Source organism: Lentzea roselyniae (genome assembly GCF_039537795.1).
Taxonomy (GTDB): domain Bacteria; phylum Actinomycetota; class Actinomycetes; order Mycobacteriales; family Pseudonocardiaceae; genus Lentzea; species Lentzea atacamensis.
The window spans coordinates 1-14270 of record NZ_BAABBE010000055.1 but is presented as its reverse complement, the minus strand read 5'-3'; the positions used below and the strand labels follow the sequence as shown (position 1 = coordinate 14270).

Below are 14270 nucleotides of genomic sequence, written 5' to 3'. Positions count from 1 at the left end.
CATCTCACGAAGGACAGGTCATGCGACTGTTGTGGCAGCTCGTAGCGGTGGGGCTGGTCTCGTTCGGCGGCAGCGCGCTCGTCGGCGCGGTGCAGTGGAACGTGCCTCTCACCCTGGTGCTCGGTCTGGCGACGGCAGCGCTTTCGCTGCTCGTGTACGCGTGGGTGGTGCGGCGGACCGAACGCAGGACGCCGGTCGAGGTGGCGGTCGAGGGAGCGGGCGCCGCGTTCGGGCGGGGACTGCTGATCGGCCTCGGCATGTTCGGTGCGGTCATCGTGAACATCGCTCTGCTCGGCGGTTACGAGGTACGGGGCCCGGGTTCGCTCGTGGGCGCTTCGGCGTTGTTCGGCTTCATGGCCGCGGCCGTCGTGGTGGAGGAGCTGATCTTCCGCGGCATCCTGTTCCGCATTGTCGAACAACACCTCGGCACGTGGGTTTCGCTCGCGCTCACGGGCTTGTTGTTCGGTGCGGCGCACCTGTTCAACCCGAACGCCACGCTGTGGACCTCGATCGCCATCGCGGTCGAGGCCGGCTTCATGCTGGCCGCCGCTTACGCCGCCACGCGCAACCTGTGGGTGCCCATCGGGGTGCACTTCGGCTGGAACTTCGCCCAGGGCGGCATCTTCAGCGCGAGCGTGTCCGGAAAGGACGCTCCGCAGGGCTTGCTGGACGGTGTGACGTCCGGTCCGCTGCTGCTCAGCGGCGGCGAGTTCGGCCCGGAGGCGAGCGCGTACTCGGTGCTGGCGGGTGTGGTGGTCACGGTCGTGTTCCTGTGGCTGGCCAAGCGAAGGGGCACCATCGTGCCTCGGCGCCGCCGCCCTGCCGCTACGCTCGCCGGGTGATCAGCCTCCGGCAAGTCCCGGATCTGTGGCGCTGCTGGGATGTCACGGTCCGGGACGCTCCGATAGCGGTCGCACTCGTGCTGGCCTCGCTGACACCGGCGCTGCAGAACCGCGGAACGCAGCTGGGCGACCTGCCGGGCCGGCCGCTGGACGCACTCGCCATCGCCGTGATCGCGCTGGAATGCCTGCCACTCGTGGTGCGCAGGCGGTGGCCGATCGTGTGTCTCGCACTGGTGTCCGCCGGGTTCGCGGCCGACCAGCTCCTCGGCTACCACGCGGTCGCGGGCACCGCACTGCCCATCGCGTTGCTGAGCACGGGCCTGCACCTGAACCACCACCGCCGCACCACCGCGGTGCTGGCCTCCGCGGCGTACGTGCCGCTGGCCTTCGCGCTCGACCGGCAGGGGTCGGCCGAGGGCGTGACCGGGTTCGTCACGTTCTACCTGGCGCTGGCCGCGGCGTGGGCGATCGGGGCGTGGCTGCGCCTCAACAAGGCCGCGGAGGAGGAGCGCCGCTGCCACGTGGCCGAGGCGACCCGTCAGGCGGAACGGACCCGCATCGCCCGGGAGTTGCACGACGTCGTGACCCACCACGTGACGGCGATGGTGGTGCAGGCCGAGGCGGCGCGGTATCTGACCGCGGCTCCCGAGCGCTTGGACCAGACGCTGACCGCGATCACCGACACCGGCCGCAGGTCCATCGCGGACCTGCGGCACCTGCTGGACCTGCTGAACCCGGACCACGACGCCGATCCGCGTACGCCGTCCGTCGGCGAGCTGAGCGCGCTGGTGGAGCAGACCAGGAAGGCGGGCCAGCCGGTGGAGTTCACCGAGGAGGGTGCGCCGCCGGCGGGCAGCGCGAGAGTGGTGGCATACCGGGTGGTTCAGGAGGCGTTGACGAACGCACTCAAATACGCGCACGGCAGCCGCACCACGGTGCACGTGCGGCACGGCGAAAGCGAGATCGTGGTGGAAGTGGGAACCGACGGCGCAGGTTCGTCCGTCTCCCCCGGTGGCAGCGGACGGGGTCTCGCCGGTCTGCGCGAACGGGTCAGCGCGCTCGGCGGCGAGTTCAGTGCGGGCAGGCGGGACGACGGCTTCGTCGTGCGCGCTCGCATCCCGGCGGGAAGTCCCTCGTGATCCGGGTGCTGGTCTGCGACGACCAGGCGTTGATCCGCACGGGCTTCGGGACGATCATCGACGCCCAGCCCGACCTCGAGGTGGTCGGCGAATGCGGCGACGGACGTGCCGCGGTCGACCTCGCCGGGCAGCTGAACCCGGACGTCGTGGTGATGGACGTCCGCATGCCGGTGCTGGACGGCATCGAGGCGACCCGCCTGCTGGCGGGTGCCGGTGTGGCGCGTCCGGCCAAGGTGCTCGTGGTGACGACGTTCAACCTCGACGAGTACGTGTACGAGGCGTTGCGGGCGGGCGCCAGCGGGTTCCTGCTCAAGGACGCTCCGCCCGCCCAGCTGCTGCACGGCATCCGCACGGTCGCGTCCGGCGCGGCGTTGCTGGCGCCCGAGGTGACCCGGCAGCTGGTCGGCCGGTACGCCGAACGCATCCGGCCCGCCGGGGGTGGTCCGGACGACGTTCCGTTGACCGCGCGGGAACTGGAGGTGTTGCGCCTCATCGCGGAAGGCCTGTCGAACAGCGAGATCGCCGCGGCACTGGTGATCAGCCACGAGACCGTCAAGACCCATGTCTCGCGCATCCTCACCAAGCTGGACCTGCGTGATCGCGTGCAGGCCGTCGTCTACGCCTTCCGTCACGGCCTCGTGGCCTGAGTCTCGTGATCGACAGGACGCGATCTTCAGCCGAGTGCACCCGCCGTGTAGGCGTCCCGGCACCCCGCGCGCAGCAGTTTGCCGCTGGAGCTGCGCGGCAACGTGCCAGGCGGAACCACCGCCACCTCGTCCACCCGCACGCCGTGTCCGGTGTGGACGGTCCGGCGCACCGCCATCGCGACCTCGTCCGCGTCGGCCTCACCCAGCACCTCCACCAGTGCGACGACCTGTTCGCGCTGCCCGTCGTCGACGCCGAGCACGCAGCACGCGAGCACGGCCGGATGCGCGGTCTCCGCGGTCGCCTCCAGCTCGTGCGGGTGGTGGTTCGCACCCGCGACGATGATCACCTCCTTGGCCCGGCCGGTGACGAAGAGCTCTCCGTCCCACCGGAATCCGGTGTCACCGGTGCGCAGGAACGTGCCGCGCCTGCCGGGCAGCTCGGCGTGGAACACCTCGTCCGGACGGTTCCAGTAGCCGGCGCCGACGCTCGGGCCCTGCACGAAGATCTCCCCGGCCTCGCCGTCCGCGCATTCCTGCAACGTGCCGGGATCGGCCACCACCAGCGTGATCGACGGCGACACCGGTCCGCAGCTCCCCAGCCGCCTGCCACCGGGAGGCTCCACCGGCCGAACCCGCTGCTTCGTGAGCGCGTCGGCGTCGCAGCGCAGCACTCACCGCCGCGGTGTGTCACCGCCACCTTCTCACCACCGCTGAGGAACGCCTCGGCGATCGCCCTGCCAATGCCCCGGTTTCCGCCTGTCACCAGCACCGTACGGGTCACGGCGTGCTCCTTTCGGATCATCGGCGTCCGGGTGATGCCGCAGGTCGGTGTCCCGGCCGCCCCTATCGTCGGATGCGGATTCGGGCACCGGCGCCCTCAACCTGGTTCGAGGTTAGGGAGATCAACTGTGTTGTCCGATGGCCGACGCGGCCGACGAGTTGACCTTTCCGGCCAACCGCACCGGTTCCGCCGCGGCACGGCCGGCGTGCGGGCCATGGTCGAGGTCGGGGCCGAGCACGGGGTCGACGTGCTGGACTGCCTGCACGGCACCGCACTCTCGCCGGAGATGCTGCACGGCGACACCGTGGTGAGCGGAGCGCAGGAGCTCGCGGTGGCGGCCAACCTGGTCACCGCGACCGGTAACGCGTCCGGGCTCGGACTCGCGGTCGGCGAGCGGCTTTCGTTGCACTCCTACGGCATCTGGGGTTTCGCCCTGCTGACCTGTCCGACAGTGCGGAGCGCCGTCGAGTTCGGGCTGCACTACCTGCCGCTCACCTACGCGGTCACCGAGCTGCGCCTGCAGGTGCGCGGCGGCGAGGCCCTCCTGATCGTGGACGACCTCGGTTGTCCCACCGCGCTGAGGTCGTTCCTGGTCGAGCGGGAGATCGCGGTCACGTCCGGCATCCTGCGCGCCATCCTGGGTGAGTCGCCGCCCCCGATGCGCGTGGAGCTCAGCCTCCCGAAGCCGTCCGCCGACTACGAGAAGACGGTGCGTGCGACGGTGCTGTTCGACGCGGCGCACAACGCGATCATCACGGACGCCGCCGTGCTGGACCTGCCTCTGCCCCAAGCAGATCCGCTGACCATGGCGGTGTGCGAACGCGCGTGCCGCACGCTGCTGTGCGAACGTTGCTCGCCGTGCGTCGAACAGAGCGTCCGAGCGATCATCGCCGAAGGCGTGACCGACGCGAACCTGATCGCCGCACGGCTGCACCTGTCGGCTCGCACGCTGCGCCGGCATCTCGCCGCGGAAGGGACCTCGTTCCGCCGGCTCGTCGACGAAGCCCGGCACGCCAGCGCTGTCGAGCTCATCACGCTGCACCGCCTCGGCGTCGAGCAGGTCGCGCTGCGACTCGGCTACGCCGACGCCGCCACGTTCATCCGCGCGTTCCGCAGGTGGACCGGCACCACTCCCGGCGCTTACGCGCGCAGAGCGTCGTGAAACGGAGTCAGAGCAGGCCCTGCCCGCGGGCGTTGGCGATGAGCTGGGCCCGGTTCCGGGCGGCGAGCTTCTGCATCACGGTGCGCAGATAGGTCTTCACGGTGTTGACCGACAGGTTCAGCTCGGCGCCGATCTCGGGATCGCGTGCCCAGCAGCGACGAGCCGGAGCACGTCGTACTCGCGGGCGGTCAGAGCCTCCGCGCCTTCGCCACCGGGAAACTCGCCCACTGCAAGATCCCGCGCTACGTCATGGTCGTCGACGAGTTCCCGATGACCGTCACCGGCAAGGTCCGCAAGGTCGAGATGCGGGAGAAGTCCGTGCAGATGCTCGATCTCGGCGAGGCCGCCGCGATCAGGAACGCGTGACGGGCCGAGAGTCCACTGCGGAGTCTCGTCCGATCGACCGCCCGGCGTGCACGATCGCGGCGAGCACGCCGTCCAGGTCCGCCGGCGTGAGGCGCGGGTTGATCGTGCACAGCCGCAACGCCAGCGCGCCGTCCACAGTGGTCGTCGCGATGAGTGTGTCGCCGCTTTCGTTGATCTCACGGCAGATTGCGGCCTGCACGTCGTCGGTGCCCTGCCGATAGCGCAGGCACACGATGCCGAGGCTCGGCCCTGCGACGAGGTCGAGCTCCGGGATGTCCGCGATCTGCGCGGCGACGTGCTCCGCGTGGTCGAGTCCGCGGTCGATCGCCGCGCGGAACGCCGCCACGCCGAAACCCTTGAGGGACAACCACAGTTTCAGCGCACGGGCCTCGGTCGTGAACTGAACGCCGTGGTCGGACAGGTTCGTCTCCGTCTCGGCGGGACGGGAGATGGCCAGATAGCCCGCATGTGCGCGGAACCTGTCGATGGTGAACGCACGATGCAGCACACCGGGATCGCGCACCAGCACACAGCCGATCTCATACGGCTGGAACAGCCACTTGTGCGGGTCGATCACGATCGAGTCGGCTTCGTCCAGCCCGCGCAGCACCTTCCGGCCGCGTTCGGTGAGTGCCGCGGCGGCACCGTGCGCTCCGTCCACGTGCAGCCACAGCTGTTCCTCGCGGCACAAGGCCGCCAGCGCGGGCAACGGGTCGATCGCGCCGGTTCCCGTCGTTCCCGCGTTCGCCAGCACGAGGAACGGGCGAAGGCCGGCGCGGCGGTCGGCGCGGACCTCCTGTCGCACCACGTCCGGGCTCATCGCGGGCAGCATCCGCACCTGCTCCTGTCGCAGCCCCAGAACGTGGCACGCGCGCAGCACCGCGGGATGCGTCTGGTCCGAGCAGTAGAGCACTCCGCCGGTCGCGTCCGAGCCGAGGCGGTCGTCGCGGGCGCCGGCGAGCGCGGTCAGGTTGGCCAGCGTGCCGCCAGGGGTGAACAGGCCTCCCGCGTCCTCCGGCAGGCCGAGCAGGATGGCGAGCCAGCGTGCCGTGACCAGTTCCACGGCGGCGGGGCCCGCGCCGACGGGCCACGCGCCGGGCGAGACGTTGAAGCCAGAGGCCAGCAGGTCGCCGAGAACGCCGAGGAAGTTGTTGGCGCTGGGGATGAACGCCAGGCAGCCGGGGTGGCCGAGCCGCAGCGACCTCGGCAGGACCTCGCGGGTGAGGAACTCCACCAGAGCACCGGGATCGCCCGGCTGTTCCGGTACGGGATCGTCGAGCACGTGCCGCAGCTCGTCCGCCGACGCGAGGGTCCGCACCGGCTGCTCGCGCAGCCCCGTGAGGTGGTCGACGACGAGGTCGATCACCTGGTGACCGAGCTCGCGCATGCGGTCCGGCGGCAGGTCGATCCATCCCGCCCGGTCAGACATCGTCGATCACCAGAGCGTGCCGCACGGCCCGGATCCACGTGCGCGCCTCTGCGGTGAGTTCTGGGTTCGCTCGCACGGACGCGGCGTGACCAGGCAGTTGCAGCAGCACGAGCTCCTCCCCCGGCCGCACGGGATCGCCGGGATGGGCGTGCGCCCACAGCAACGCCTCACCGGGCCGCAACGCAATGAGATCGCCGTCTCCGCACCGCTGCGGCCTGCCGTTCGCCAGCCGATGCACGCCCGAGGTGATGCCGTCCCTCACCACACCGGTGCGATCGGCGGTCACGACGAGCTGGCTCAGCTTCAGACAGGCCGTGCGGACTTCCTCGACGGCCACAGAAGGCAGCAGTGAGGCGAGCACGTGTGTACCGAGCGTGGGCAGGAGCCCCGCGGCGCGTTCCTGGGCCTGCACCAGCGACACCACGGTCTGGAACCGCGGGTTGATCTCGATCGCCAGCACGGCCGCGTCCGGAGTGACCAGCAGGTCGAGCCCGAAGGCACCCAGGAAACCCAGCCGAGCCAGCTGGTCTCCCACCGCGGCACACACCTCGCGGCACCGGGACGCCACCCCGGCGGGCAGATCGTGCTCGGCGATGAGCTGGTTGCCGCAGTGCGCACCCCAGTACGGTGTGAGCGCGGGAACCCCGACCAGCTGATGGGACAACGCCGACACCACCGTGCCCTGCCGCGTCACGCAGCCGCTCACGGTGACCGGCACACCGTCCACATGGGACGAGACCCGCAACGCCTCACCGCTCCACTCGCGCAGCACGTCGTCCAGCTGTCCCGGCGACGTGACCAGGCGAGTGCCCTTGCCGGTGAGGTTGTTCTGCCGCCGCTGCACGACCAGCGGAACCGTTGCGGCGGCGGGCAGTTCCTCCTCCACCACCCAGGTCCGGGGCGTGTCGGCCCCGGCTCGCGCGAACAGCTCCAGTGAAGTGATCTTGTCTGCCGCGGTGGCCGCCGCAGCGGCCTCCGCGGCGAGCAACCGCAGACCCGAGGAGGCCGCCCAGGCGTGCGCTCCGATGCCGTCCTCGGGTGCGAAGCTCACCGCCAGGCCACGCGGTGCGGGAGGATTCGCCGGAAGGGCAACGGCTTCCTCGCGCCGGTGATCGCGGTGGGCGAAGCGCAACCACGGGATCGCCGGCGCGGCAACGGCGCCGAGGAAAGGCGACCTGTCCTGCCACGTCAGCTCGGGAGCATGCCGGCGCAACAGCCTCGCGCCCTCGTCGAGCGGCACACCGCTCATGGCCAGCATTGCGGTCAAAGGACGGTGAATGTGCCGACTGAGGACTGGTGCGTGATTCCTTCTTCCGTCAGGCACCGCAGCAGATCCGTCGCCGGAGCCGCCTGCACGGCCTGGGCGGACCGCCCGGCGAACACGCCGCCGGTGATGGTGCCGATCTTGGTGATCACGTCGGCGCCCGGCACGGAGGTCACGGTGACGGTGTAGGAGAACGTGCTGGTGGTGCCGTCCGCCCAGGTGATGACGCGAGTCTCCGGCACAGCGGCGAGCGGTTCGACGCACCCGGCGCTGCGGTCGACGGTGAACTCGCTGCTCCCGGTGACGGCGACAGCCCCGCCGACGCCGGTGCACGAGGTGTACTCGTCCTTCACGGTCGTGCGCAACGGCCGCGGCACCAGTACGACACCGGGCGAGTACGCCCAGTCCGACGTCGTCGTGCACACTACGGAGGCAGGCGCGTCCGCGAGCGCGGGCGTACCGGGTACCGCGAGCGGAACGAGTGCGGCTGCGACGCCGAGCACTCGGCAGGACCTTGCGATGTGGGCCAATGTGTTCACATCCGGATCTTGTGAGAGGCCGGAACGGCGGCCGTAGCGTATTGATCACGAACCGGACGCCGTAAGACTTCTCACCCGAACGAGTAAGGCTTGAAAGCCCCTCAGCCGTCCTCTGTCTCCCACCGCCACGGAGCTGACCAACGCATGAGCGCACGTTTCCAGGAACTCGACTGGCGCCAGACGCCGCTGGGTGAGCTCACCCTGCGCCGGCGGCGCGATCCCCGCAGCGGCGAGGACATCCACGAGATCAAGCTCAACGACGAGTTCCTGATGTCCAGCCTGTTCACCGTCGCCGAGGTCGAACTGGCACGGCTCGCTCTCGCGGACCTGCCGCGCGAACCCCTGCAGGTGGTGGTGGGAGGTCTCGGGCTCGGCTACACGGCACAAACCGTGCTGGAGCACCCGCACGTCGACTCGCTGCTGGTCGTCGACGCTCTCAGCGAAGTGATCGAATGGCACCAGCAGGGACTCATCCCCGCAGGAACGGCGTTGACGGCCGATCCGCGGTGCCGGCTGGTCCACGGTGACTTCTTCGCCATGCTCCGCTCGGGTCAGGGATTCGATCCGGACACCCCCGGCAGGCAGTTCGACGCCATCATCGTCGACATCGACCACTCGCCACGGCACCTGCTGCACCCGACCAACGCCGACTTCTACCAGCCAGAAGGACTGCGGCGCCTCTCCGGCCTGCTGCGTCCGGGCGGGGTGTTCGCGCTGTGGTCGAACGACCCGCCCGACGAGGAGTTCACCGCCACGCTCGCCACGGTCTTCACCGCGGTTCGAGCCGAGATCGTCAGCTTCCCCAACCCCCTGCAGGACAGGAACTCCACCAACACCGTCTTCCTCGCGAAACGCGATTGACGCAGCCCGGTCTCCGCATGTGAACTTCACGCCGCGCGCTGCTCGCAGGCGCCGGACGTGCCGAAACATCATGGGGCAACAAATGAGAACCAGGTTCGCGAGCGCCGTGGTGGCACTCGTGCTCGCCACCGCGGCCGCCTGCGGCACCGACGTGCCCGCGGGCCTCGCCGCCAAGGTCGAGTCGGGCTGCCCCGGCCTGCTGAAGCCCGAGCCGCTCGCGGTCATCACCGAGGCCTTCGTGGTCTCGCAGGTCGTCTCCGAAGTAGCCGACAGCTGCAAGGTCTCCATTTCGGACGGCCGCGACGTCCTCAGCCTCGGGCTCGTCGCCTACGCGAGCCAGGAGGAGTCCGAACGGCTGACGCCGATGCTCTGCACCAGCGGCGCACTCGACCCCGGGACCAAGTCGTGCAAGGCGAGTGAGCCCAGCGGCGGCGGGCTCTCGGTGCACGCCGTCGCCGGGCGGTGGAACGTGCGGGTGTCGGTCCGCGGGATCCCGGTGAACGGTGACGGCGAGAAGGCCGTGCAGCAGATCATCGAGGACCTCAGGAACTCCGACAGGACGAAGTGAGGCGGGGCGGGCTCGTTCAAGTCCGCCGTCTTACCCGCGCGGGACGAAGCCACCACGATCACCCGCGGCATCCACATCGGACACGTGTGTCCGGAGCTGACCACACCGACCTTGGTCGGACCTACTGCGGCTTGCGGATCACGTTGTTGTCGGGCGCGTCGACCTGTCCGACCACCGACTGGGGCTTGCGGATCACGGTGTCGGCGCCTGCCGTACCCGATGCCAGGGTGACGAGCACGAATCCGGCCGCGAGCGCGCCGGCCGTGATCCTGACGGCATTTCTGCGCAACGTCATGGAATCCCCTTGTGAGTGCCCAATTCCGCGACCGCGGAGGTGCTCGATTAGATCACGGCCCCGGGCCGTGCCGGTGCCGCCATTCGTCGCATCGTCGCAGGTCAGACGACTACTCTCGGCACCTCCCTGATGATCGCGATCTCAGCGCGCGCCATCGGACCCGTCTATTACCTTTAGATCCCTGGACACAAGAACGGGTCTCGGCTGCGGGCGGCACCGTGACCGCTCGCAACGCGGCCAGCGGCTTCGAGATCAAGGTGGAGCTGCCCCGATGATCAAAATCCTCATCGTCGACGACCAGCACCTCATGCGCGCCGGTCTGCGCAAGCTCCTCGACATCGAGGAGGGCATCGAGGTGGTCGCGGAAGCCGAGAACGGTCTGGCCGCTCTGCAGGCGCTCGCCGTGAAGCCGGACGTGGCGCTGGTCGACGCGCGCATGCCCGTGATGGACGGCGTCGAGCTGGTGGCCAGGCTGAACACCGAGCACCCCGAGATCGCCTGTCTCGTGCTGACGACGTTCGAGGAAGACGAGTACGTCTTCGGCGCACTGCGGGCAGGGGCCCGCGGCTACCTGCTGAAGGACACACCACCGGACGACCTGGTGGCCGCGATCAGGAAGGTCGCGCAGGGGCAGACGGTCCTCGGCAGCCCGGTCGCGGCGCGCCTGATCGCGGAGATAACCCAGCCCGCACAAGGGTTTCCCGGCGCCGAGCTGTTGTCCGCGAGGGAACGCGACATCGCCGGGATGATCGGCGTAGGCGCCAGCAACAAGGAGATCGCCGATCGGCTCCACATCACCGAGGGCACGGTGAAGAACCACGTGTCGAGCGCGTTGCGGAAGCTGAACCTGCGCGATCGCACGCAACTCGCGTTGCTGGTCAGAAGTCGATCCGGATGACACTCGTTTCCGGGTGCCGGGCACAAGCCGACTGTTTCGTGTAGATGGTTCGCTGAGGCTTCACTCCGGCCTACCTGGGTGACCAGGGTCTTTGGTCCGCAATTCGGCTCATGCCCTGGAACTGGGGCAAGGCTGACGCATCATCTGAGATTCTCGTGTGGACGGGAGTCGACGATGACCCAGGTGGGGAAGGGCCTCCGGATCGCGGTCGTCGGCGCGGTCACCCTCGGTGTGGTCACTGTGCCGCTGACGGCTCAGGCGCAGGTGGCGCCCGTGGTGCTCAACGCGGGCGCGCAGAACAGCGGGAACGCGCAGTGGGCGGAGACCCAGCAGTTGCCCGGCGGCACGAGCGCCAGTCCGTTCATCGCGACGCTGCTGGTGCAGCACGCGCCGGGCGTCAGCATCGTGGCGGTCAGCGCCGACACCGACTACGACAACACCGACAGCAGCGGCTCGGCCACGCCGCGTTCCGTCACCGCCCAGACCTACGGGTCCGCGGCAGGCGGTCTGCGGACATCGCGTGTCACGGTGCCGATCACGGTCGGCGAGCCCGAGTTGGTCTGCGGGATATTCATCCCGGAAGAGCAGTGGGTCGACGTGCCGATCCGGATGCGCGCGGTGGACAGCGCAGGCAACAGAAGTGGTGCGATGACGACGACGATACGGTTCGTCGACGACACCAACTGCGTTGCGTCGGAGGACCACCCCCGGCTGACGTCGGCCGCGCAGGCCACCACCGACCTCACGCCCGGTCAGCTGAACGCCTACACCTTCGCCTGCGACGACGTCGACACCACTGGCGGGAGCGACGACTGCGACCGGGCCAACATCCGGTGGCGCAGGCTCAACAACGGCGACGTGAGTGCCGCGACCCAGCATGTCGGCCTCGACGACAACACGCCCTACACCGTGTCGATGGCGTTCCCGAGCCGCGGCCACTACGTCGTGGAAGCACAGTTCGGCAACGAGAACGGCAACTACCCCATCACCCACGCGCCCACCGGCGGCTGGTGGCGGCTCGGCAACGCGGTCGTCAACGACGGCCCCGGCTCGCTGACCGGGTCGATCGGCTTCGCGGGCGCCCAGCCGAGTTCACCGCCATCGGTGAACGAGGGCACCACCGTGCAGGCGGTCGCCACGGCCGCGGACAGCGGCGGCACGGCTCAGGTCGTCGAGTGGGACGTCCTGGCCGACGGCACGTTCGAGCGGCTGGAGCACACCGTGCCCGTCGTGTCCGGCGGGAACCTTCTGCACCCGAACCTGTCCGCCGCACAGCTCACGCAGGACCTGGGCACACCCGTGCCTGGCCTGCACACGGTCCGGGCACGGTTCACCGACAACGGCGCCCTCGACGCCGCCGACGCCTCGCGCCGCCAGCTCACCACGAGCGGGCAGATCCGGGTCAACGCGATCCCGGCTGCCGCGGATCTGTCGCGGTCCACCGTGGAGGACCACCCCGTGTCGATCACGTTGCTGGGGAGCGACCCGGACGGCCAGCCCGAGCCGCTGAGCTACGAGATCGTCAGCCCGCCTGCCGAGGGGACACTCGGCCCGATCTCCGGTGACAGCGTGACGTTCACCCCTGCTCCCGACTTCAGCGGCACCACGTCGTTCACCTACCGCGCCGCCGACGGCGGTCCGGCAACCGTCGCGGCGCACGCGATGTCCAACACCGCGACCGTGACGGTCACGGTGATCCCCAACGACCCCCCGGTCGCCGTCGACGACGCCTTCGTCGTCCCCGCGGGCACCGCGTCCGCGGTGGCCGCACCCGGAGTCCTGGCCAATGACACCGACGCTGACGGTGATCCACTGACCGCACAGCTGGCCGCACCAGCCGCCCACGGCGCGGTCGACCTCGCCGCAGACGGCTCGTTCACCTACACACCGGGCCCGGGCTTCACCGGCATGGACACCTTCACCTACGTCGCCTCGGATGGACCGGACACCTCGTCGGAAGCGACAGTCACGCTCAGCGTGGTTCCCGCACTGGTGCTCTCCGACGCTCCTGCGGTCGGTGAGCGTCCACGAGGCAACGGCAAAGTGGAAGCGGAATTCACCGTCTCGCTCACCGCGCCCAGCACCGGCCCTGTCGGTGTCCGAGCCATCACCGCGGACATCACCGCCGTCGCAGGCTCGGATTACCGGCCGCTCAGCGTGGACCTGGTCTTCCAACCAGGCGAAACCCGGAAAGCCGTGCGCGTCCGCATCGAAAGCGACAGGGTGCCCGAGCCGGAGGAGACCTTCGCCTTGGTGTTGAGCGCTCCGACCGGCGCGATGATCCACGACGGCACAGGCACCGTCCTGGTCCGCGCCGACGGAACCTGAGGTCCGGGAGCAGCCGGGTCAGCGGAAGGCGGCCTGGAGCCCTGACCGTTCACTCCCCCACCGCTTGCGGCGGCGGGGGCACCGTGAGCCACTCCAGCTCGGCCGCGACCACACCGAGCTGGAACCGCGACTGCACGCCGAGCAACGACTGCAGGCGCGCGATGCGCCGGTTGAGGGTGCGCAGGCTGACGTCCAGCTCACGGGCGATCGCACGGTCGGTCGCACCGGTGCACATGAGCCGCAGCAGGCGCCGGGTCGCCGCTGTGGGCTCTTTGCCCACGGCCACGATGTGATCGCCGCTGGGGCGCTCACGTCTGGGGCGCGGCACCGCGACCACGGTCAGGTGCCCCGGTGTTACGCGGGTCGCAGTCATGAGGCGACGGTAGGCGTGACTATTGGCTGCTGTCAATCAAAAGTTAGAACTTTGCTGTCAAAGCCCACGTGCCTTAAGGATGAGCATCGCCATTACTCGTCGTTGCGCCGCCGTGAGGGGACGGCCAGCTCTGTAATCAGTTCACCCTGGTGGCACGAGAAGACAGCTGCACCTCACCCGTGGAGCCACCGGCGGCGACCTGACCGAGCCGCGCGTCCAGCACCTCCGGCGACAACACGTGCCTCACCACCATCGCCGCCGCACCCAGCGCCCCGGCCGTCACGCCGGCGCTCGACGCGACTATCCGCAGGTTCTCCGTGGCCAGCGGGAGCGAGCGTCGGTAGATCGACTCGCGCACGCCCGCCAGCAGCATCTCGCCCGCGTCCGCCAGCAGCCCGCCGATGACCACGAGCGACGGGTTGAACATGCTCACGCAGCCCGCGAGCACCTCGCCGATGTCCCTGCCCGCCTGCCGCACGACCCGGCCGGCCTCGAGGTTGCCGGAACGGACCAGGCTGACCACGTCGGCCGTCGAGTGCGCGGGATGTCCCAGCTCCCGCAGCTTCGCCGCCACCGCGGGGCCGGCAGCGACGGCTTCCAGGCAGTCGGTGTTGCCGCAGCGGCACAGCGCCCCCAGCGGCTCGACCCGATCGGGCACCCTGATGTGCCCCAGGTCCCCCGCCGCGCCCGCCGCGCCGCGGTGCAGCACACCGTTGCTGATCAGCCCGGCGCCGATGCCGGTCGCCGCCTTCACCACGATCATGTGCCGCACGTCCGG

General features: G+C 69.9%; 16 protein-coding genes and 2 pseudogenes. 9 read left to right on the top strand and 9 right to left on the bottom strand.

Going from position 1 to position 14270, the window contains the following annotated elements; all coding sequences use genetic code 11:
• Positions 1 to 20 precede the first annotated feature (20 nt).
• Genes ABFX45_RS43515 through ABFX45_RS43505 form a run of 3 tightly spaced genes read left to right on the top strand, consistent with a single transcriptional unit; the run spans position 21 to position 2628 of the window.
• A complete protein-coding gene (locus tag ABFX45_RS43515) occupies positions 21 to 842 on the top strand; it encodes a CPBP family intramembrane glutamic endopeptidase (protein ID WP_346136976.1) in 822 nt (273 codons plus the stop codon).
• Positions 839 to 1981 (top strand): sensor histidine kinase, encoded by a 1143-nt coding sequence (locus tag ABFX45_RS43510; RefSeq protein ID WP_346136974.1) that lies wholly within the window; start codon positions 839 to 841, stop codon positions 1979 to 1981. The genes ABFX45_RS43515 and ABFX45_RS43510 overlap by 4 nt, the downstream gene beginning before the upstream one ends.
• Positions 1978 to 2628 (top strand): response regulator, encoded by a 651-nt coding sequence (locus tag ABFX45_RS43505; protein ID WP_346136972.1) that lies wholly within the window; start codon positions 1978 to 1980, stop codon positions 2626 to 2628. Before ABFX45_RS43510 ends, ABFX45_RS43505 begins: the two co-directional genes overlap by 4 nt.
• A gap of 26 nt (positions 2629 to 2654) precedes the next feature.
• Here ABFX45_RS43505 and ABFX45_RS43500 read toward each other — a convergent pair whose 3' ends face one another.
• Positions 2655 to 3299: an AMP-binding protein gene (locus ABFX45_RS43500; protein ID WP_346136970.1), complete on the bottom strand. Its 645-nt coding sequence runs from the start codon at positions 3297 to 3299 to the stop codon at positions 2655 to 2657.
• Positions 3300 to 3304: 5 nt separating this feature from the next.
• Positions 3305 to 3409, bottom strand: a pseudogene (locus tag ABFX45_RS43495) (SDR family NAD(P)-dependent oxidoreductase); the annotation flags it as partial.
• A 214-nt stretch (positions 3410 to 3623) separates the two neighbouring features.
• On the opposite strand from ABFX45_RS43495, the gene ABFX45_RS43490 reads away from it, so the two are divergent.
• Positions 3624 to 4571, top strand: a complete 948-nt coding sequence (locus tag ABFX45_RS43490) for an AraC family transcriptional regulator ligand-binding domain-containing protein (protein ID WP_346136968.1) — start codon at positions 3624 to 3626, stop codon at positions 4569 to 4571.
• A gap of 7 nt (positions 4572 to 4578) precedes the next feature.
• On the opposite strand, the gene ABFX45_RS43485 is transcribed toward ABFX45_RS43490, so the two are convergent.
• Positions 4579 to 4671, bottom strand: coding sequence for a helix-turn-helix domain-containing protein (locus ABFX45_RS43485; protein WP_346136966.1), 93 nt, complete (start codon positions 4669 to 4671; stop codon positions 4579 to 4581).
• 89 nt (positions 4672 to 4760) lie between these two features.
• On the opposite strand from ABFX45_RS43485, the pseudogene ABFX45_RS43480 reads away from it, so the two are divergent.
• Positions 4761 to 4937, top strand: a pseudogene (locus ABFX45_RS43480) (AMP-binding protein); the annotation flags it as partial.
• Here the strand turns inward: ABFX45_RS43480 and ABFX45_RS43475 are convergent.
• From ABFX45_RS43475 to ABFX45_RS43465, 3 genes are read right to left on the bottom strand one after another with little or no spacing between them, the layout of a single operon-like run.
• A complete protein-coding gene (locus ABFX45_RS43475) occupies positions 4924 to 6366 on the bottom strand; it encodes a pyridoxal phosphate-dependent decarboxylase family protein (protein ID WP_346136964.1) in 1443 nt (480 codons plus the stop codon). The pseudogene ABFX45_RS43480 and the gene ABFX45_RS43475 sit on opposite strands and share 14 nt — an antisense overlap.
• Complete coding sequence (locus ABFX45_RS43470; protein WP_346136962.1) at positions 6359 to 7624, bottom strand: ATP-grasp domain-containing protein; 1266 nt, start codon at positions 7622 to 7624, stop codon at positions 6359 to 6361. The genes ABFX45_RS43475 and ABFX45_RS43470 overlap by 8 nt, the downstream gene beginning before the upstream one ends.
• A gap of 5 nt (positions 7625 to 7629) precedes the next feature.
• Positions 7630 to 8133 (bottom strand): hypothetical protein, encoded by a 504-nt coding sequence (locus ABFX45_RS43465; RefSeq protein WP_346136960.1) that lies wholly within the window; start codon positions 8131 to 8133, stop codon positions 7630 to 7632.
• 180 nt (positions 8134 to 8313) lie between these two features.
• Between ABFX45_RS43465 and ABFX45_RS43460 the strand changes: the two genes are divergently transcribed.
• Positions 8314 to 9030, top strand: coding sequence for a spermidine synthase (locus tag ABFX45_RS43460; RefSeq protein ID WP_346136958.1), 717 nt, complete (start codon positions 8314 to 8316; stop codon positions 9028 to 9030).
• 82 nt (positions 9031 to 9112) lie between these two features.
• The gene (locus ABFX45_RS43455) at positions 9113 to 9598 is read left to right on the top strand and encodes a hypothetical protein (protein ID WP_346136956.1); all 486 of its coding nucleotides are present in this window, start codon (positions 9113 to 9115) and stop codon (positions 9596 to 9598) included.
• Positions 9599 to 9719: 121 nt separating this feature from the next.
• Here the strand turns inward: ABFX45_RS43455 and ABFX45_RS43450 are convergent, their stop codons facing one another.
• Positions 9720 to 9893 carry a hypothetical protein gene (locus ABFX45_RS43450; protein WP_170166467.1) on the bottom strand — a complete coding sequence of 58 codons (174 nt, stop codon included), beginning with the start codon at positions 9891 to 9893 and terminating at the stop codon, positions 9720 to 9722.
• A 271-nt stretch (positions 9894 to 10164) separates the two neighbouring features.
• Between ABFX45_RS43450 and ABFX45_RS43445 the strand changes: the two genes are divergently transcribed.
• Together ABFX45_RS43445 and ABFX45_RS43440 are read left to right on the top strand one after the other, a co-directional pair.
• A complete protein-coding gene (locus ABFX45_RS43445; RefSeq protein ID WP_109636561.1) occupies positions 10165 to 10791 on the top strand; it encodes a response regulator in 627 nt (208 codons plus the stop codon).
• A gap of 174 nt (positions 10792 to 10965) precedes the next feature.
• Entirely contained in the window at positions 10966 to 13119 is a 2154-nt protein-coding gene (locus ABFX45_RS43440) for an Ig-like domain-containing protein (RefSeq protein ID WP_346136953.1), read from the top strand.
• A 49-nt stretch (positions 13120 to 13168) separates the two neighbouring features.
• Here the strand turns inward: ABFX45_RS43440 and ABFX45_RS43435 are convergent, their stop codons facing one another.
• Positions 13169 to 13492, bottom strand: coding sequence for a LuxR C-terminal-related transcriptional regulator (locus ABFX45_RS43435; protein WP_112227498.1), 324 nt, complete (start codon positions 13490 to 13492; stop codon positions 13169 to 13171).
• A 136-nt stretch (positions 13493 to 13628) separates the two neighbouring features.
• Positions 13629 to 14270 (bottom strand): ROK family protein (locus ABFX45_RS43430; protein ID WP_346136951.1); only part of this gene is annotated, 642 nt, incomplete at its 5' end.

Coding starts and splice junctions, on each gene's coding strand:
- ABFX45_RS43490 (WP_346136968.1), top strand. CDS start 3,624: ATGGTCGAGGTCGGGGCCGAGCACGGGGTCGACGTGCTGGACTGCCTG.
- ABFX45_RS43450 (WP_170166467.1), bottom strand. CDS start 9,893: ATGACGTTGCGCAGAAATGCCGTCAGGATCACGGCCGGCGCGCTCGCG.
- ABFX45_RS43455 (WP_346136956.1), top strand. CDS start 9,113: ATGAGAACCAGGTTCGCGAGCGCCGTGGTGGCACTCGTGCTCGCCACC.
- ABFX45_RS43445 (WP_109636561.1), top strand. CDS start 10,165: ATGATCAAAATCCTCATCGTCGACGACCAGCACCTCATGCGCGCCGGT.
- ABFX45_RS43440 (WP_346136953.1), top strand. CDS start 10,966: ATGACCCAGGTGGGGAAGGGCCTCCGGATCGCGGTCGTCGGCGCGGTC.
- ABFX45_RS43515 (WP_346136976.1), top strand. CDS start 21: ATGCGACTGTTGTGGCAGCTCGTAGCGGTGGGGCTGGTCTCGTTCGGC.
- ABFX45_RS43435 (WP_112227498.1), bottom strand. CDS start 13,492: ATGACTGCGACCCGCGTAACACCGGGGCACCTGACCGTGGTCGCGGTG.
- ABFX45_RS43470 (WP_346136962.1), bottom strand. CDS start 7,624: ATGCTGGCCATGAGCGGTGTGCCGCTCGACGAGGGCGCGAGGCTGTTG.
- ABFX45_RS43475 (WP_346136964.1), bottom strand. CDS start 6,366: ATGTCTGACCGGGCGGGATGGATCGACCTGCCGCCGGACCGCATGCGC.
- ABFX45_RS43460 (WP_346136958.1), top strand. CDS start 8,314: ATGAGCGCACGTTTCCAGGAACTCGACTGGCGCCAGACGCCGCTGGGT.